This is a genomic window from Streptomyces sp. NPDC049837 (assembly GCF_040674455.1).
Lineage (GTDB): Bacteria > Actinomycetota > Actinomycetes > Streptomycetales > Streptomycetaceae > Streptomyces.
This window is the reverse complement of sequence record NZ_JBFAMP010000005.1, coordinates 52676-70215: the sequence shown is the minus strand read 5'-3', so window position 1 is coordinate 70215 and position 17540 is coordinate 52676. Positions and strand designations below refer to the sequence as shown.

Annotated in this window: 16 protein-coding genes; 13 read left to right on the top strand and 3 right to left on the bottom strand. The window is 73.5% G+C overall.

All coding sequences use genetic code 11. From position 1 onward, the window contains the following. The first annotated feature begins 29 nt into the window (after positions 1-29). The 9 genes from AB0J57_RS15200 to AB0J57_RS15160 all read left to right on the top strand — a co-directional run bounded on the left by AB0J57_RS15200 (position 30) and on the right by AB0J57_RS15160 (position 10266). Positions 30-893 carry an LLM class F420-dependent oxidoreductase gene (locus tag AB0J57_RS15200; protein WP_366128593.1) on the top strand — a complete coding sequence of 288 codons (864 nt, stop codon included), beginning with the start codon at positions 30-32 and terminating at the stop codon, positions 891-893. A gap of 120 nt (positions 894-1013) precedes the next feature. Further along, on the top strand, positions 1014-2627 hold the full coding sequence (locus AB0J57_RS15195) for an ABC-F family ATP-binding cassette domain-containing protein (protein WP_366128592.1): 1614 nt from the start codon (positions 1014-1016) through the stop codon (positions 2625-2627). Between the two features lie 55 nt (positions 2628-2682). After that, positions 2683-3375, top strand: a complete 693-nt coding sequence (locus AB0J57_RS15190; RefSeq protein WP_366128591.1) for an aspartate/glutamate racemase family protein — start codon at positions 2683-2685, stop codon at positions 3373-3375. A gap of 115 nt (positions 3376-3490) precedes the next feature. Further along, the gene (locus AB0J57_RS15185; protein WP_366128590.1) at positions 3491-4591 is read left to right on the top strand and encodes a GNAT family N-acetyltransferase; all 1101 of its coding nucleotides are present in this window, start codon (positions 3491-3493) and stop codon (positions 4589-4591) included. An 11-nt stretch (positions 4592-4602) separates the two neighbouring features. Continuing rightward, positions 4603-5892, top strand: a complete 1290-nt coding sequence (locus AB0J57_RS15180; protein WP_366128589.1) for a glycosyltransferase — start codon at positions 4603-4605, stop codon at positions 5890-5892. After that, the gene (locus AB0J57_RS15175) at positions 5889-6686 is read left to right on the top strand and encodes a polysaccharide deacetylase family protein (protein ID WP_366128588.1); all 798 of its coding nucleotides are present in this window, start codon (positions 5889-5891) and stop codon (positions 6684-6686) included. The genes AB0J57_RS15180 and AB0J57_RS15175 overlap by 4 nt, the downstream gene beginning before the upstream one ends. A 153-nt stretch (positions 6687-6839) precedes the next feature. Beyond that, positions 6840-8723 (top strand): hypothetical protein, encoded by a 1884-nt coding sequence (locus AB0J57_RS15170; RefSeq protein WP_366128587.1) that lies wholly within the window; start codon positions 6840-6842, stop codon positions 8721-8723. Between the two features lie 14 nt (positions 8724-8737). Further along, positions 8738-9154 (top strand): hypothetical protein, encoded by a 417-nt coding sequence (locus AB0J57_RS15165; protein ID WP_366128586.1) that lies wholly within the window; start codon positions 8738-8740, stop codon positions 9152-9154. Further along, positions 9151-10266: a glycosyl hydrolase gene (locus AB0J57_RS15160; protein ID WP_366128585.1), complete on the top strand. Its 1116-nt coding sequence runs from the start codon at positions 9151-9153 to the stop codon at positions 10264-10266. Before AB0J57_RS15165 ends, AB0J57_RS15160 begins: the two co-directional genes overlap by 4 nt. Here the strand turns inward: AB0J57_RS15160 and AB0J57_RS15155 are convergent. The 3 genes from AB0J57_RS15155 to AB0J57_RS15145 form a co-directional block, all read right to left on the bottom strand. Beyond that, positions 10241-12328: a lipopolysaccharide biosynthesis protein gene (locus AB0J57_RS15155; protein ID WP_366129084.1), complete on the bottom strand. Its 2088-nt coding sequence runs from the start codon at positions 12326-12328 to the stop codon at positions 10241-10243. The genes AB0J57_RS15160 and AB0J57_RS15155 overlap by 26 nt on opposite strands. A 49-nt stretch (positions 12329-12377) precedes the next feature. Next, positions 12378-13514, bottom strand: a complete 1137-nt coding sequence (locus tag AB0J57_RS15150; protein WP_366129082.1) for a DegT/DnrJ/EryC1/StrS family aminotransferase — start codon at positions 13512-13514, stop codon at positions 12378-12380. 190 nt (positions 13515-13704) lie between these two features. Further along, positions 13705-14613, bottom strand: coding sequence for an RNA polymerase sigma factor SigF (locus AB0J57_RS15145; protein WP_366128584.1), 909 nt, complete (start codon positions 14611-14613; stop codon positions 13705-13707). Positions 14614-14853: 240 nt separating this feature from the next. Between AB0J57_RS15145 and AB0J57_RS15140 the strand changes: the two genes are divergently transcribed. The 4 genes from AB0J57_RS15140 to AB0J57_RS15125 all read left to right on the top strand — a co-directional run bounded on the left by AB0J57_RS15140 (position 14854) and on the right by AB0J57_RS15125 (position 17520). Continuing rightward, positions 14854-15222, top strand: a complete 369-nt coding sequence (locus AB0J57_RS15140) for an STAS domain-containing protein (protein ID WP_366128583.1) — start codon at positions 14854-14856, stop codon at positions 15220-15222. A 152-nt stretch (positions 15223-15374) separates the two neighbouring features. Then, a complete protein-coding gene (locus AB0J57_RS15135; protein WP_366128581.1) occupies positions 15375-15944 on the top strand; it encodes an ATP-binding protein in 570 nt (189 codons plus the stop codon). Between the two features lie 141 nt (positions 15945-16085). Then, positions 16086-16748: a peptidase gene (locus AB0J57_RS15130; protein ID WP_366128580.1), complete on the top strand. Its 663-nt coding sequence runs from the start codon at positions 16086-16088 to the stop codon at positions 16746-16748. A 4-nt stretch (positions 16749-16752) separates the two neighbouring features. Further along, entirely contained in the window at positions 16753-17520 is a 768-nt protein-coding gene (locus tag AB0J57_RS15125) for a hypothetical protein (protein ID WP_366128579.1), read from the top strand. Positions 17521-17540: the final 20 nt, after the last annotated feature.

Below are 17540 nucleotides of genomic sequence, written 5' to 3'. Positions count from 1 at the left end.
GGCTGTTTTCGTATGCCCTGGAGGCGTCCATGAAGCTTGGTCTCACCTGCCCCCGGTTCGTCTGGCCCGGCGGCGACGCCGCCATCGCGTCGCGCTTCGCCCAGGTCGCGCGCGGTGCGGAGGAAGCCGGGCTGGACAGCTTCTGGGTGATGGACCACCTCTTCCAGATACCGAACTTCGGTGCCGCCGAGGACCCCATGCTGGAGGCGTACAGCGCCCTGTCGTACGCCGCCGCCCTCACCCGGCGCGTCACCCTGGGCGCGCTCGTCACGTCGGTGACGTACCGTCAGCCGGGGCTGCTGCTCAAGCAGGTGACCACCCTGGACGTGCTGTCCGGCGGGCGGGCCGTGCTCGGGATCGGGGCCGGGTTCCACGAGGACGAGCACCGGGGGCTCGGGTTCCGGCTGCCGCCGGTCGCCGAGCGGTTCGAGCGGCTGGAGGAGACGCTCCGGATCGCCAAGCGGATGTGGAGCGCCGAGGACACCCCGTACGAGGGCGAGCACTACCGTCTGGAACGCACCCTCAACTCCCCGCAGGCCCTCTCCCGGCCCCACCCGCCCATCCTCATCGGCGGCAGCGGCGAGAAGAAGACTCTGCGGCTGGTCGCCCGGTACGGCGACGCCTGCAACCTCTTCCTCGGCGCCGACATCCCGCACAAGCTGGGCGTGCTCCGCGCGCACTGCGAGGCGGAAGGGCGGCCCTATGAGGCGATCGAAAAGACGCTCCATATGCGCGTGCCCGAAGGGCAGTCCATAGAGGAGAGCGTCCAGCGCTGCGGCGAACTGGCGCAGCAGGGCATCGACCACGTCATCGTGGCCATGCCCGACCCCTCCACCGACGCCTCCCTCTCGCACCTGGCCGACCTCGCCCGGCAGGTGCGCGCAACAAAATGAGGGTGCGGGCAGCGGCGGTCTTCCTTACCCTGGCCGCATGTCTACGCCCCGGATCTCCTAGCTCAGGACACACGCCCCACGCCACCCGTGTGTCCTTCTGCTTATCCGGAGCGTTAACCCATGCTTACCGTTCGTGGTGCCGACGTGCGCGTCGGCGCCCGGCTGCTGCTGGCCGGCATCTCCTTCCACATCGCGCCCGGCGACCGTATCGGCCTGGTCGGCCGCAATGGCGCGGGCAAGTCCACCCTCATGAAGATCCTGGCCGGGCAGGGGCGCCCGGCCGCCGGGGACGTCGTGCGTACGGGGTCGGTCGGCCACCTCGCCCAGGACCCGGGCGCCGCCGACCCCGCCGCCACCGTCACCGACCGCATCCTGTCCGCGCGCGGCCTGGACCGGGCGGTTCGCGAACTGCGCGCCGCCGAAGCAGCGGTGTCCGAGGCCGCCATGGCGGGGGCGTCCCAGAACCGACTGGACCGCGCCATGGCCGCCTACACCCGCGCCGAGGCGGAGTTCCAGGCGCGTGGCGGGTACGCGGCCGAGGCCGAGGCCGCGCAAGTCGCCGCCGGGCTCGGGCTGCCCGGCCGCGTGCTGGAGCAGCCCGTCGGCGAACTGTCCGGCGGGCAGCGGCGCAGGGTGGAGCTGGCCCGGATCCTGTTCTCCCGCCACGACACGCTGCTGCTGGACGAGCCGACCAACCACCTCGACGCCGACTCCGTCGGTTGGCTGCGTGGCTTCCTCGCCGGTCACCCGGGCGGGCTCGTCCTCATCAGCCACGACACCGACCTGCTCGCCGCCACCGTCAACCGGGTCTTCCACCTCGACCCGCACCGCGCCGCCGTCGACGTGCACAACACCGGCTGGCGGGCCTACCTCGCCCAGCGCGCCGCCGACGAACGCCGCCGCGCCCGCGAGCGGGCCAACGCCGAGCGCAAGGCGGCCGCGCTGCGCACCCAGGCCGACCGGATGCGCGCGCACGTCGCCACCGCCACCGCCGCCAAGAACATGGCGCGCCGCGCCGACCGGATGCTGGCCGGCCTGGAGCCCGCCCGCCGCACCGGCAAGGTGGCCCGCATCCGGCTGCCCGAGCCGGCGCCCTGCGGCCGGATGCCGCTCGGCGCGGTGTCCCTGACCAAGGCGTACGGCACCCACCAGGTCCTCACCGGCGTGGACCTGGCCGTCGACCGGGGCAGCCGCCTGGTGATCCTCGGCCACAACGGCGCGGGCAAGTCCACGCTCATGAAGATCCTCGCGGGCCGGGAGGAGCCCGACTCCGGCCGGGTCGTGCACGGGCACGGGCTGCGGCTCGGCTACTTCGGCCAGGAGCACGACACCCTGGACCCCGCCCGCACGGTCCGCGACAACATGGCGGCCGCCGCACCGCACCTGACGGACGGTGAGGTGCGCCAGGTCCTCGGCGCGTTCCTGTTCGGCGGTGACGACGCCGACAAGCCGGCCGGCGTCCTGTCGGGCGGCGAGAAGACCCGGCTCGCCCTCGCCGGCCTGGTCCACTCCGGCGCCAACGTGCTGCTCCTGGACGAGCCGACGAACAACCTCGACCCCGCCTCCCGGGACGAGGTCCTCGCGGCCGTCTCCGCCTACCCGGGCGCCGTCGTCATGGTCACCCACGACCCCGGCGCCGTCGAGGCGCTGCGCCCCGAGCGGGTCCTGCTCCTCCCGGACGGTGACGAGGACCTGTGGAGCGCCGACTACGCCGAGCTGATCGGCCTGGAGTGAGCCTCGGACGCGCCCGGAACGATCCGCTCCGCGACGATCATGGCAACCTGGCCCGATGAAGACCATCGGACTGATCGGCGGCATGAGCTGGGAATCCAGCGCGGAGTACTACCGGCTCCTCAACCAGCTCGTACGCGAGCGCCTCGGCGGGCTGCACTCCGCGCGGTGCATCCTGCACTCCGTCGACTTCGCGGAGATCGAGCGGCTCCAGGTCTCCGGGGAGTGGGAGCAGGCCGGCGAGGTGCTCGCCGAGGCCGGGCGGGGGCTGGCGGCCGCCGGGGCGGACCTGCTGCTGATCTGCACGAACACCATGCACAAGGTGGCCGGGCAGGTGCAGGACGCGGTGCCCGTGCCGCTGCTGCACCTCGGGGACGCCACGGCGGACGCCGTACGCGCGGCGGGGCTGAAGACCGTCGGGCTGCTCGGAACCGCGTTCACCATGGAGCAGACGTTCTACCGCGACCGGCTGGCCGAGCACGGGCTCACGGTCCTGATCCCCGAGGCCGAGGCGCGTGCCGAGGTGCACCGGATCATCTACGAGGAGCTGTGCCTCGGCATCGTCAAGGACGCCTCCCGCGCCGCCTACCAGCGGGTCATCGACCAGCTTGTGGCCGACGGCGCGGAGGGCGTCGTCCTCGGCTGCACCGAGATCGAGCTGTTGATCGGGCAGGAGCACAGCCCGGTGCCGGTGTTCCCCACCACCCGGCTGCACGCCGAGGCCGCCGTCACCGCCGCGTTGTCCCTTTGATCACCTGATTCCCTCCGGTCACGACATGGGTGACTGACCCTGTCCCGGAGTGATTTCGACCGGTACCGTCCTGTCCCAGCACGACTCAGGGGGAGACCGGCGCCGGGGGGCGGAGTTGAGCGCTGTACGCACGCATGTCGTGAAGCCGGGGGAGCTCGACCGGGAACAGGCCGACGTCTGGCGCGAACTGCGCGTCAAGTCCGGCGCTCCGGCGAACCCCTTCATGGAGCCCGAGTTCACCCTCGCCGTGGGGCGCGTACGGCCCCGGGCCCGGGTCGCCGTCCTCCAGGCCGGCGGAGAGACCGTGGGGTTCTTTCCGTACGAGGAAGGGCCCCTGGGGCACGGCCGGGCCATCGGGCTCGGGGTGTCGGACTGTCAGGGCGCGGTGCTGCGGCCTGGGACCGGCATCGGCGAACGGGAGTTGCTGCGCGGCTGTGGGCTGGCCACCTGGGACTTCGACAACCTCGAAGCCGGACAGGCCCTCTTCGCCGCCCCCGGAGACGCCCGCGCCGCCGAGGAGTTCGCCTCGCCCGTGATCGACGTGGGCGAGGGGTACGCCGCGTACGAGACCCTCCTCCGCGCCCAGTCGCCCAAGTTCCTGAAGACCACCTTGGCCAAGGAGCGGCGCCTGGGCCGCCGGGCGGGCGACGTACGGTTCGTGTTCGACGAGCGCGACCCGGCCGCGCTGCGCACGCTCATGGCGTGGAAGTCGGACCAGTACCGCCGCACCGGCCGCCGCGACCGGTTCGCCCAGGAGTGGATCAGCGCGCTGGTGCGGGGCCTGCACACCACCCGCGCGCCCGGCTGCTCCGGCGTGCTGTCGGTCCTGTACGCCGCCGGCCGCCCCGTCGCCGCGCACTTCGGGCTCCGCTCCCGCACCGTCCTGTCCTGCTGGTTCCCGGCCTACGACCCCGCGTACGCCACCTACTCACCGGGCCTGATCCTGCACCTGCGCATGGCGGAGGCGGCCGCGGCGGCGGGCATCGGCATGCTCGACCTCGGCCGCGGCGCCGCCGAGTACAAGGACGCCCTCAAGACGGGCGAACTACGGGTGTACGAAGGCTCCTCCGTACGCCCCGGAGTGCGCGCGGGCCTCCACTGGCTGCGCCGTGAGCCCGCCCGCCGCGCCCACCGTTACGTCCGTGACCGCCCCCGGCTCGCGCGGTACGCCCAGCGGACACTCGCCCAGGCCGGCCGGCTGCGCCACCGCCGCTGAAGGAGGCCCTCATGGCCATCGCCACCGCCATCACTGCCGCCACCGTTACCGCCATCGCCGTCGCCGACATCGACCTGGACGGGCTGGACGGGGACGTCCTGTCGTTCCGGTGCGCCGACGACCCGCACGGCCGGGTCCACGCCCTGGTACGGCTCCGGGGCCGCCCCTTGGGCACCGTCCTCGGCGACGTCCCGCCCGGCGCCGACCCGGCCCGCACCATCGCCGCGCTCGCCCGCGAACGGCTGGCCGGTCACCGGGAGCCGCCGCCCGAGACGTACCGCGACCTGCCCCGGACGTCCGTCGTCGTCGCCACCCGCGAACGCGCCGGGCAGCTCGCCCGCGCCCTGGACTCGCTGCTCGACCAGGACCACCCCGACTACGAGATCGTCGTCGTCGACAACGCACCCCGCACCAACAGCACCGAAGAGCTGGTGCGGAAGTACCCCGAGACGGTCCGGTACGTACGCGAGGACGTGCCCGGCCTCGCCGCCGCCCACAACCGGGGCGCCGCCGCCGCCGACGGCGCCGTCCTCGCCTTCACCGACGACGACGTGGTCGCCGACCCGCACTGGCTCACCGCCCTCACCGCGCCCTTCGCCGCCGACCCGCGCATCGGCTGCGTCACCGGGCTGATCCTGCCCGCCCGGCTGCGCACCCCCGCCCAGATCCTCCTGGAAAGCCACGGCGGCTTCGCCAAGGGCTTCACGCCCCGCACCTACGACCCCGCGCGCCCGCCCGCCGACCAGCCGCTGTTCCCGTTCACCGCCGGCAGCTTCGGCTCGGGCGCCAACATGGCGTTCCGCGCCACCGCCCTGAAGGGCGTGGGCGGCTTCGACCCGGCCACCGGCACCGGCACGCCCGCCAGGGGCGGCGACGACCTGTACGCCTTCGTCGCCGTCCTCGCCGCCGGGCACCGCCTGCACTACACACCCGACGCCCTCGTCCGGCACCACCACCGCGAGACCTGGCAGGACCTGCGCGACCAGGCGTACGGCTACGGCGCCGGCCTCACCGCGTACCTCACCGCCCTCGCCGTCCGCCGCCCCGCCCTGCTGCCCGCCCTCCTCGCCCGCCTCCCGCGCGGGCTCGCCCACGCGCGCGTGAAGACCGCCGCACGCCCACCACAGGCGGACGGCATACCGGGCGAACACGGCACGCTGGGCCACCCCTGGCCGCGCAGCCTGTCGCGGCTGGAGCGGCGCGGAATGCTGTACGGCCCGCTGGGCTACGCCCGCGCCAGGCTGCGCACCGTCGGCTACGCCCGCGCCCGGCTGCGCAGCGGACGACTGGAGGCGAGATGAGACCCCGGATACCGGTCCTGCTCTACCACGCCGTGATGGACGACCCTCCGCCCTGGATCGCCGAATTCACCGTCACCCCGCAGGACTTCGGCGCGCAGCTCGACGCCGTCGTGGCGAGCGGCCGCACCGCCGTGCCCCTCTCCGCGCTCGCCCGCCACCTGGCGGGGAAGGGCGACCTGCCGTCCCGGCCCGTCGTCCTGACCTTCGACGACGGCTTCGCCGACCTGCCCGGCCCCACCGCCGAGGCGCTCGCCTCCCGCGACCTGCCCGCCACCGCGTACCTCACCACCGGGGCGATCACGCCCGGCCGCGCCAGTCTCCTGCCGCCCGCGCCGATGATGGACCTCGCCGAGGCGCCCCTGCTGGAGCAGTACGGCATGGAGGTCGGCGCCCACACGGTCACCCACCCGCAGCTCGACACGCTCACCCCCCGCGAGGTCCGGCGCGAGCTGCGCGACTCCAAGGCGGTCCTGGAGGACGTCCTCGGCCACGAGGTGGCGCACCTGGCCTACCCGCACGGCTACAACAGCCGCGCCGTGCGCCGGGCGGCGCGCGACGCCGGGTACGCCTCCGCCGTCGCCGTACGGCACGCGCTCAGCTCGGAGGCGGACGAGCCCTACCGCATCGCCCGGCTCATCGTGCGCCGTACGCACACCGTCGCCGACATCGAGGGGTGGATGGCGGGCCGGGGCGCGAGGACCGCGCCGTACCCGGATTCCCCGGCGACGGTCGGCTGGCGGCTGTACCGGCGGGCCAGGGCGAGGGTCCGGCGACGGCCCGAGTTCGCGGGCTGAGTCCGCGGGTTGAGTCCGCGGGCTGAGCTCGCGGGTTGAGTTCGCCGGGTCAAGGGCTCGGAGTTATCCACAAGAACCACCAACAGCCGCCCAAATCCGAAGGACATTCCTATACTTCGCTGAAGCGGCCACATTCGTGGGGGGAGTGGCACAGTGCAGCAGCAGCAACGCGCACCCGCGCCGGTCGCGGAGGGGCCGGCCGGTGACGAGCAGACGCACGTCCCCTCAGGCGCGCCCCCGCCCGTGCGAAGCCGCCGCCACTGGCCCTGGCAGACCGCCCTCAGCCTGCTGCCGCTGCTCCTCGCCGCCGCCCTGTGGCTGTACGCGCTGCCCCGCACCGACTTCCGCGACATCGGGGACTACGGGCTGCTCGACCGGTTCCCGGTGGCCTACTACGCCGCGCTCGCCGTCCTGACGGCCGGGTTCCTGGTCGCGCTGCGGCGCGCGGGGACGGCGCCCTGGTGGCCGGCGGCGTACTGCGTGGCGATGCTGGTGGCGCTCAAGGCGCCGCCCGCCGTGCTGTACGACGGCGTCCGGTACGCGTGGGCGGCCAAGCACGACGAGGTGATCACCCGGCTGCTGGCGGAGGGCACGGTCCACCCGTACACCGAGCTGTCGGGCGGCATGGCGGCGTACGACCAGTGGCCGGGGTTCTTCTCGCTGAACGCCGCGCTCGTACGGGCCTTCGGCGTGGAGGCGGCCGCCTCGTACATCAACTGGGCGCCGGTCGCCCTCGGCGTGCTGACCCTGCCCGTCCTGGTGCTGATCTACCGCACCTTCAGCGACGACTGGCGGCTGGTGTGGACCGGCGTGTGGATCTTCCAGCTCGCCAACTGGGTGGGCCAGGACTACCTCTCGCCGCAGGGCTTCTCCTACCTGCTGTACCTGACCGTGTTCGCCGTCGTCGTACGGCACTTCGTGCGGCCCGGGTCGGCCGGGCCGCTGCGCGACCGGGCGCGGCTCGACCCGGCGGCGGCGACCGTCCCGCCGCCCACCGGCACCCGGCAGCGCGCCGTCTGCGTGCTGGTCACCGTCCCGCTCGTCGTGGCCATCAACGCGTCCCACCAGCTCACGCCCGTGATGCTGTGCGCCACACTGTTCGCGCTCTGCCTCACGCGCCGCTACCGCAACATCGGGCTGCTCGTCGTCGCCGGCGCCATCATGCTCCTCTGGGACCTGACGATGGGCCGCCCGCTGTTCCTGGAGACGCTCGGCACCCTGCGCGAATCGGCCGGTGACCTGCTGGGCAACTCCCGCGCGGGGTACGCGGGTGAGCCGACCGGGCCCGGGCCCGAGCTGGTCGGCGCGGCCAACATCCTGATGGTGCTCGCCCTCGCCGCACTCTCCGGCACGGCGGTGGTGCTGCGCCGCGGACTGGTCCGCGGCGCCCTGCCGCTGCTGCTGGCCGCCGCCGCGCCCCTGCCGATGTTCGCGATCAACGACTACGGCGGCGAAATGCTCTTCCGCGTCTACCTGTTCGGGCTGCCCGGTACGGCGTTCTTCGCCGCCGCCGCGCTGGTCCCGGCGGCCGGTGCCACGGGGCGGCCCTCCCGGATCGCCCGCCGGGCCGCGGCCGTCGCCCTGCCCGTGACGCTGACCGCCCTGGCGGCCGGGTTCCTGCCCTCGTACTACGGCAAGGAGGGCATGCATTACGCGCCGCCCGCCGAGGTGGCGCTGGTGGAGCGGGCGTACGACCGGGCCCCGGCGGGCTCGCTCATCCTGGCGACGACGGGGTCGTTCCCCGGCGCGTACACCCGCTACGACCAGTACGAGCGCTGGTTCTTCACCGAACAGGACGTGCCCGAGAACCTGAAGATGCTGACCGACCCGGCGGGCTACCTGGCGCGCGGCATCCCCGAGGGGAGACGGGCGTACGTGATTCTCACCCGGACGCAGGAGGAGGCCGTCACCGGGGAGGGCTACCTGCCGCCCGGCAGCTTCGACGGCCTGATGGCCGACCTCAAGCGCTCGCCGCTCTTCCGCGTGGTGGAGGACGGCGACCACGGGCTCGTTCTGGAATACCGGCCGCCGAAGTGACGGAGGAGATGGCCATGCGCCTGCACAGCACGCACCTCAGAGTGGGACTGGCGGCCTCCGGATGGCTCGCCCTCGGCGCCACCGCGCTGCCCGGCGGCTCGCCGTTGCGCTGGGTCCCCGTCCTGGCCTTCGTCACCCTCGGGCCGGGCCTCGCCCTGCTCCACCCGCAGCCCGCCCGGCTGCGCCCGGGCGCCCGGCTGGAGGCGCTGGCGCTGGCCGCGCCGCTCAGCCTCTCCCTGGCCGCGCTCACCGCGACCGCGCTGTTCCTCGTGGAGGGGTTCTCCACCACCGCGTTCCTGGTGTCGCTGGCGGCCTTCGTGACGGTGGCCGCCGCCCTGCCGGGCGTGCCCCTGCCGGCGGCGACGCGCGGGGCGACGCGCGGGGCGGCGCGCGGCGGGAGCGGACGTGCTCAACGCGGAGTGACCGGATGACCGGGGGGCGGGGCTCCAGTGGTTCGCGCGCGGGTACGTACACGGCGCTGGTGCTGGCCGTCGTCGGGGCGCTGCTCATCGGGCTCGGGGTGTGGGCGGCCACCCGGCCCGACGACACCACGGACGGCCTGCCGCGCGACGCCGCCTCCGGCGACGTACCCGAGGGTCCATGTGCGCCGACCGCGTTACTGGAGCCCCCGTGCGGGGCCTGGTGGGGCGCCTATGTGCCGTACGCGCCCAACGGCTCCCTCACGGACGCGGTCCTCACCTTCGAGCGGAAGATCGGGAGGAAGCTCGACCTGGTCTACAACTACCACGACATGTCGGACTCCGACCTCGACGGACAGCTCCTGACCCCCGACGAGCAGGAGTTGGGCCGTGACCGGCTGCTGATGCTGGCGTGGGAGTCCACCGTCTGGACCGAGCCCCACCACGCCAACTGGACCGAGCGGCAGCTCGGCTGGAGGAACATCGCCTCCGGCGCGTACGACGAGGAGATCATCGACCCGCAGGCCCGCCGCCTCAAGGCGTACGGCAAGCGCGTCTTCCTCTCCTTCGACCAGGAGACCGACTTCCGCATCAAGGAGGGCGCCGGCACCCCGGCCGAGTTCGTCGCCGCCTGGCGGCACATCCACGACCGGTTCGAGGAGCTGGGCGTGGACAACGTGGTGTGGGTGTGGACGGTCTCCGGATACCTGGGCCACGCCGGGCAGATGAAGGAGCTGTACCCGGGTGACGACTACGTCGACTGGATCGGCATGGACCAGTACAACTACTACCTCTGCCACAGGTCGCCCACCTGGCTGGACTTCGACCGCAGCCAGCGCCCCTCCTACGACTGGCTGCGCGCCCACATTTCGGACGACAAGCCCGTCATGCTGGCCGAGTTCGCCACCGCGCCCGACCCCCGCCGACCACAGAGGCAGCGCGACTGGTACGCGGAGATCCCCGAGGTCGCGCCGTCCCTGCCCCGGGTGAAGGCGCTGGTCCACTGGAACCGGCCCGTGCCGGGCGAGGGCTGCGACCTGACCGTCAACGACGGCCCCGGACTGGAGGGTTACCGCCTGGCCGGGCAGGACGACTACTTCAAGCAGCCCGTTCCGCCTCGGTAGACCCGCCCCCGGCCGACCGCCTCCGGCGGCGGCCCGCCACGAGCGCCGCCACGGCGCCCGCGCCCATGCCCAGGAACACCGGCAGCGCCACCGCCGCGAACGCGTCCTGCGCCGCCCACCCCGCCACCGCCAGCACCCACACCACGCCCGCCACGACCCGCCCGTCCACCCTCAGGGCCCGCAGCGCCACCGCCGCCAGGCCCAGGCACAGCACTTGGAGCACGAACGGCAGCACGCCCAGCACCGCGCCCGGCCCGTCCGGCACCGTCAGCCCGGCCACCTCGGCGCCGAGCCGCACGAGCCGCTCAAGCCGCCCGGTCCCCGGCCCGCTCGCCGCCTCCGGCCGGATGCCCACCATCAGCGGGGCCGAGTGCAGGGCGGCGACCGTCACCAGCAGCGCCGCACCGACCAGCGCGGGCCGCGGCCGCTCCAGCGAGACCGCCGCGCAGTAGACGACGACCAGCAGGATCCCGGCCGTGACCGTGACCGGCGGCAGCACCTCCAGCAGTTCGGCGCCCGACAGACGCCCCCGCCCCGCGTCCCGGGCGCCCGCGAGCGGCACCCAGAACAGCCCGGCGGCCAGCCCCAGCAGCAGCCACAGCCACCGGGCGAGCCACCGCTCAGCCCCGGCGGCGGGCCGCGCCGCGTAGACCGGCAGCCCGAACGCGGGTGTCGCCGTGTCCTGCCCGCCCGGCAGATAGCCGCCGCGCAGCTCCGCCCCCACCCGCTCCGCCCCCACCCGCTCCACCCCCGCCCGCTCCGCCCGTGCCGCCGCCTCCCGCGCCCAGGTCGTCCCGTACTCCGGCGCCGGCACCCGCCCGCGCCTCGCGAGCCCCGGCTCCCGCCCCAGCAGCGCCCCGCGCAGCCCGGGCGCCGACACCAGGGCCATCACCACCATCGACAGCAGCATCGCGAGCCCCGCACCCGCGATCCCGGCCGGGCTCATCAGCACGGCCGCGCTGCCCAGCACCAGCAGGCACATGGCGCCCTGGACGGCGGCGAGCGCGCCGGTGCGGCCCTGCACCCTCAGCACCCCGATGTAGAGCTCCACCGCGACGCGCGGCAGGGCGGCCGCCGCCAGCAGCCGCAGCACGAGCGTGCCGTGCTCGGCGTACGAGGGCCCGAACGGTGCGAGGATGCGCGGTGCGAAGACGACCAGCACCAGCACCACGGGCACCAGCAGCAGAGCCATCCGGCGCAGCGCGCCGCGTACGCCCTCCGCGAGGCTGTCCGGGCTGTGCGAGGCGTGCGCGGTGAGCGAGGAGGCCATGTTGATGGCCATGAACTCCATGGTCCCGCCGACCGTGTACGCGGTGTAGAACCAGCCGTTGTGCGCGGAGTCGAAGCGGACCGCGACCATCACCGGCAGCAGGTTGATCATCGCCAGGCTGAACAGCGCGCCCACCGAGTCCCCGGCGAGGAACCGCCCCATCTCCCGCGGCGTGGGCGGCTCGCGGTGGCGGTCGGCGGCGGCCTGGCGCGGGATGAGCCGGCGGAAGACCAGCCAGCCGAGCGGCAGCACGGACAGCGCGATGGCGGCGGCCCACGAGACGAAGATCCCGAGCACCGGGAGTGCGCTCGCGAACGCCACCAGCAGCAACAGCTTGGCCGTGGAGAAGACCGCGTTGCCGACCGGCACCCACACCGCCTTGCGCAGCCCGGTCAGCACCCCGTCCTGGAGGGTGAGCAGCGCCCACGCCACGCACGCGACGGTGAAGAAGACCCCGGCGCCCAGGCCGCGCAGCGGCGCGTACGAGGGCCCCCACAGGTCCAGCGTGCACAGGAACGCCACGCTCGCCAGGGCCACCACCAGCGAGCTGACGGCGTACGTCCGCCACACCAGCGGCCCGGTCGCCCGCCCCGCGCGGGGCACGTACCGCACCACGGCGCCGATCATGGTCGTGGCGGTGATCGAGGAGAGCAGCCGCATGGCGGCGATGGCGGCGGAGCCCTGCCCGACGGCCTCCTCGGTGTAGTACCGGGCGGCGACCAGCCAGAAGCCGAGGCCGAGCGCGGCGGAGACGCCGGTGGAGAGCATCAGCGCGTAGGCGTTGCGGAACATCGAGTCGCCGCTCGGCCGTGCGGCGGCGGTGCCGTGCCGGACCGCCGTGTCAGTCACCGTGAGGGGGCGCGGGCCGGGCGCCCGAGGCGCGCAGGACGTCGAGGACCAGGTCCGCCCGGAGCGGGTCGGCGGGCAGCGCGTGCCGGGCGAACCAGCGGGCGGCCGCCGGCGCGGGGGAGGGGTCCGTGAAGGGTTCGCCCGCGTAGTCGTCCAGGGGCGGGTCGTACAGGTACCCGGTGGTCACACGGGCGCGGGCGAGGGCGGCGATGGCCGCGTCCCGGTCGGCGACCAGCAGCGGGACGCGGAACAGCGGCCGCACAGGAGCCGACGGGTCCCCCCACGGTGACGCGAGGAGCTTCTCCGTGCCGGCGCGGTGGGCCGCCAGCGTCGTGTCCAAGCGGCCGAGGAGCCGCCGGGTACGTCTCAGCCGGGCGCGCCCGGGCGTGAGCCGGTAGTCGTGCATGTCGACCCGGACCCAGGGGTGGAAGGGGACGAGCCCGGGGGCGCCGGCCATCGCCGCCTTCAGCTCGCCGGGGCGCAGCGGCATCCGGATCTCCTCGCGCTCCGCCATGCCCAGCAGCCGCATCCCGGCACGCGCGGCCCGCACCAGGCGCAGCGCCCGCACGGCGGCCTCGGCGTACGGCCGTAGGGCGTAGGCGAGTTCGGCGCCCGCGCGGGGCGGGTGCAGCAACTCGTCGCGGGCCCGGACCAGTTCGGCACGGAGGGCCGGGTCCCGTAACGCGAGGAAGCCTCCGGTCTTGGCACCGGTGTGCTTGGAGAGGCTGAAGACGGACGCGTCGCCGTACGTGCCGACGGGCCGGCCGCCGATCTCGCCGCCGATCGCGTGGGCCGCGTCCTCCAGCAGCGGTATGCCGAACTCGGCGCACCTGGCGGCCAGTTGCGGAGCCGGGTCGGGGTTGCCGTACAGGTTGGTGGTCAGGACGGCCGACAGGCCGCGCCACACGTCCTCGGGGACACCGGCGGGGTCGAGGGTGGCGTCGCGCGGATTGAGCGGTGCCTGTACGGGGCGGAGCCCGGCGGCGAGGACGACGAAGAAGATGACGTCGTCGTTGACCGGCGACATGAGCACCCGGCCGCCGGGCGGGCACCAGTGGCGCAGCGCCAGGTACATGCCGAGCCGGCAGGACGGCACGTACAGGCACTCCCTGCCGAGGCGGGCGCGCATCGACTCCTCAAGAGCGGACTCTTCGGGAGCCTTGTCAAGACCGGCGTACACCATGTGATTCCCCCCTGAACCCCCCTGAACCCCGGGCCAATGTCGCCCAATCGGGACGACCCCGTCAAGAAGGCGGCAGGGCAGGCGGAAGGGCCCGTCCCTTGACGGAACGGGCCCTTCCTGCACGCGGTCCGCGGCGTCATTCGTCCAGGGTGAGACCCTTGCGAAGTTTGCCCAGCGTGCGGGAGAGCAGACGGGAGACATGCATCTGCGAGATGTTGAGCTCCTCGCCGATCTCCGACTGCGTGAGTCCGGCGACGAAGCGGAGGGACAGGATCTTCCGGTCGCGCGCCGGGAGGGAGGCGATCAGCGGCTTGAGGGACTCGATGTACTCGATGCCTTCGAGGCCGTGGTCCTCGTAGCCGATGCGGTCCGCCAGCGCGCCCTCGGTGTCGTCCTCCTCGGGCTGGGCGTCGAGCGAGCTGGCGGTGTAGGCGTTGCTCGCCGCCATGCCCTCGACGACTTCTTCCTTGGTGATCCCGAGCTTCTCGGCGAGCTCGCCCACGGTGGGCGAGCGGTCGAGCTGCTGGGCCAGTTCGTCCCCGGCCTTGGCCAGGTCGAGGCGGAGTTCCTGGAGCCGGCGCGGGACGCGCACGGACCAGGAGGTGTCGCGGAAGAACCGCTTGATCTCTCCCACGATGGTTGGCATCGCGAAAGTGGGGAACTCGACCCCGCGGCTGAGTTCGAAGCGGTCGATGGCCTTGATGAGACCGATGGTGCCGACCTGGATGATGTCCTCCATCGGCTCGCTGCGGGAGCGGAACCGGGAGGCGGCGAACTTGACGAGGGCGAGGTTCAGTTCGACCAGCGTGTTGCGGACGTACGCGTACTCGTGCGTCCCTTCCTCAAGAGTGTCGAGGCGCGCGAAGAGCGTCTTGGAGAGGGCCCTCGCGTCGAGTGGTTCGACCTCGTCGTACGGAGGGATGTCGGGCAGGCCGAGCTCTTCTGTCCCGAGCTGCTCGTAGGTGTCGATCTGGGGGTCGATCTGGTGGGGCGGAGTTGCCGACGGCGCGTGGGGGGTACGCGTTTCGTCGAGCCGGGGTGACATGGTCTCCTCCATCGTTCTCGGCATATGGCCGCCGATGCCCAAAGAATGTGGCTGCGGTGTGCGGCGCCTCCAAAGCCGGCCGTGTTGGTTGTGTCCCTACTAGCCCTACCCGCTTCCTACGGATCGTTGCAAGTGTCAATTGTCCCATATGTCTGGCTTGTGGTTAAGTCTCGACTACCGGCCGCCGGGCAGAAGGCGTAGGGTTCTACCGACTCAACGGCATCGGCGAAGAGGGACGGCATGGACCGCGGGACGGTCGGCAGCGCGAATCAGGGCCGACTCAAGGTCGGGGTCCGGACGGAAGGCCGCAGCGAGGTTCTCACGCCGGCGGGTGAGCTTGATCACCACACCGCCGAGCTGCTGCGCGAGCCGCTGGACGCCGCGCTGGATCAGGGCCGCACACGCCTGGTGATCGACTGCTCGCAGTTGGCATTCTGCGACTCCACCGGGCTGAATGTGCTGCTCGGGGCCCGCCTGAAGGCGGAGGCCGCGGGCGGCGGGGTGCATCTCGTCGGGATGCAGCCCGTGGTGGCCAGGGTGTTCGAGATCACTGGTGCCGAGGCGGTTTTCACCGTCCACGACTCGCTGGAAGCGGCGCTCGCCGACTGACGCGACAAAGCGGGGGGTGTCGTCCTGGGCGGGACGGGCAGAAGAACCCCGCGGCAACTGTACGGAGGGGCTCCACACTCTCTGTGACGGCCCCGTGGCTGCTCTGTGACGACGTAATGGCGACTTGGTGAATTCGGTGAGGTGAAGCGCTGATGGGTACCACCCAGCAGCAGCCGCCGAGCGATCTCGGCCCCCAGCCGGACGGCTCCGGCATCGGCGCCGGTGCCGCGCTCCCGGCTGCCTCCGCCGCGTCCGCCACGCCGGAGGTGAGGTCCGACATGTCAGGTGCGGCGTCCGGGGCCACTCCCGCGGGGCGCCGGACGCGGCGGCTCTCGCTGGGCAGCGCCAGCGGGATCGTTCCGCTCGCCCGGGACTTCACGAGGCAGGCTCTCTACGACTGGGGCTGGCTCCCGGCCGCCACCGCCGACCGGCGGGCCGCCGCCGAGGACGTCCTGCTCGTCGTCTCCGAACTCGTCACCAACGCGTGCCTGCACGCCGAGGGCCCCGAGGAGCTGCGCGTCTCGCTCGACGCGAAGGTGCTCCGGCTGGAGGTCGAGGACCGGGGCGCCGGCCAGCCCGCGCCGCGCCAGCCGCACCGGGCCGGACGGCCGGGCGGGCACGGCATGTTCATCGTCCAGCGCCTCTGCCTGGACTGGGGCGTCGTCCGGTCCACCGGCATGCCCGGCAAGACGGTCTGGGCGGAGCTGGCGGCCCCCGCTTAACCTCGCGGGCACCTTTCGGCGTACTTGTGGAGCGCGGCGATACGCCGTGCTCTTTGTCTTCCCTCCCCAACGTCACGGGCGTACCTTGAGCGCCGATCTGATGAGCCGTCAGACACCGTCAGACATTGGGGTGATCTTGAGGTGTCGTACCAGAAGCGGACAACTCCGGCGCTGGCGGCGGCGGTCACGGGTGCGATGGTGCTGCTGGCCACCCCCGCGGCCCACGCCACCGTCGTGGACGTCGACTACGCGTGCCGGACGCCGATCGGGCCCAAGGGTGCCGTATCGCCGATCGACATCACGAGCGTGAAGAGCGGCAGCGGCTACAAGCTCACCATGACGTTCCGGAAGGGTGTGTCCTCAAGCCCGGTGGAGCTCGGCAAGGGCGCCATGAACCCGAGCGCGGTCATCGAGGTCGGCGGCGCGGACAGCGGCACGCTCACCGTCTCCGGACCGCCCAACGACCGGGCCATCCCCGCCAACACCCCCATCAAGATAAGCGACTTGACGGGTACGTACACCCCGAGGAAGAGCGGCAAGGTCACCTTCACCGCCGGCGTGCTGACCATCAAGGCACTCGGTACGACCACGACGTGCACGCCCAAGAACAACCCGAAGCCGTCACTGGAACTGGACGTCACGGCGTCGGCGTCCGGGTCGGCGTCCGGGCCTTCCGGGGCCGGGGAACTGCCCAGGACCGGGCCGCTGGACTCGGCGGTCGCCCTGGGCACGCTCGGCGGCACGGTACTGCTCACGGGCGCGGCCGGGGTGCTGTGGCTGACCCGCCGGACCCGCCGGGCGTGATCCCGTGCGCGCCCTCGTCGTGGCCGCCGCCCTCGCCGCCGTACTGGTCCCCGCCACGCCCGCGACGGGTTACGCGGCCGAGGGCCGGCCGTACATCTACCTGGAGGGGCCGCCGGGCACCGTGCTCCAGGACACCCTGTCGTTGACCAACCCGGGCCGGCGGCCGCTCACGCTGCGGCTGCGCGCCACCGCCCCATGGGTCGCCTTCGCCGCGAACCCGGTGACCGTTCCGCCCCGCACCCGTGCCGAGGTGCCCTTCTCCGTCACCGTCCCGCCGGACGCCCCACCCGGCGACCACACGGGCGCGCTGCTCGCCGGGGACGACGTGACCGTGCCGGTAAGGCTGCGGGTCGGCGGGCCGCGCCTCGCCGCCCTCACGGTCGAGGATGTCCGGATCACGGGCGGGGCCATCCACTACACGCTGGTCAACCGCGGCAACACCGTCCTCGTACCCCGCCTCGCGGTACGCGCGGACGGCCTGTTCGGCGAGGTGCTGCGCCGCGCGGAGCGCCCGCTGCGGCTGGAGCTGCGGCCGGGCCGCCGGGTGGAGCTGACCGAACCGTGGGCGGACCGGGACCGCCCGGCCCTGGACCGGGTCACCGTCCGGCTGGACGCCACGGCCGCGGGCGGCGCGCGGGCGGCGGCGGAGGCGGCCAGGACCTTCGGCACGTGGTGGGCGGGCGGGGCGTCGGCGGCGGCGATGGCGGTGGCGGGTGCGGTGACGTGGCGGATACGGCGCCGGGGGCGCGGGGCGAGGGGAGCGGAAACGTGAGGGCGAGCCGGTGGGCGGCG

Excerpts from the sequence above, each read along its gene's own strand:
- AB0J57_RS15200 (WP_366128593.1), top strand. The coding sequence starts at position 30 with ATGAAGCTTGGTCTCACCTGCCCCCGGTTCGTCTGGCCCGGCGGCGAC.
- AB0J57_RS15195 (WP_366128592.1), top strand. The coding sequence starts at position 1,014 with ATGCTTACCGTTCGTGGTGCCGACGTGCGCGTCGGCGCCCGGCTGCTG.
- AB0J57_RS15190 (WP_366128591.1), top strand. The coding sequence starts at position 2,683 with ATGAAGACCATCGGACTGATCGGCGGCATGAGCTGGGAATCCAGCGCG.
- AB0J57_RS15180 (WP_366128589.1), top strand. The coding sequence starts at position 4,603 with ATGGCCATCGCCACCGCCATCACTGCCGCCACCGTTACCGCCATCGCC.
- AB0J57_RS15175 (WP_366128588.1), top strand. The coding sequence starts at position 5,889 with ATGAGACCCCGGATACCGGTCCTGCTCTACCACGCCGTGATGGACGAC.
- AB0J57_RS15165 (WP_366128586.1), top strand. The coding sequence starts at position 8,738 with ATGCGCCTGCACAGCACGCACCTCAGAGTGGGACTGGCGGCCTCCGGA.
- AB0J57_RS15160 (WP_366128585.1), top strand. The coding sequence starts at position 9,151 with ATGACCGGGGGGCGGGGCTCCAGTGGTTCGCGCGCGGGTACGTACACG.
- AB0J57_RS15155 (WP_366129084.1), bottom strand. The coding sequence starts at position 12,328 with ATGTTCCGCAACGCCTACGCGCTGATGCTCTCCACCGGCGTCTCCGCC.
- AB0J57_RS15150 (WP_366129082.1), bottom strand. The coding sequence starts at position 13,514 with ATGCGCGCCCGCCTCGGCAGGGAGTGCCTGTACGTGCCGTCCTGCCGG.
- AB0J57_RS15145 (WP_366128584.1), bottom strand. The coding sequence starts at position 14,613 with ATGTCACCCCGGCTCGACGAAACGCGTACCCCCCACGCGCCGTCGGCA.
- AB0J57_RS15140 (WP_366128583.1), top strand. The coding sequence starts at position 14,854 with ATGGACCGCGGGACGGTCGGCAGCGCGAATCAGGGCCGACTCAAGGTC.
- AB0J57_RS15135 (WP_366128581.1), top strand. The coding sequence starts at position 15,375 with ATGGGTACCACCCAGCAGCAGCCGCCGAGCGATCTCGGCCCCCAGCCG.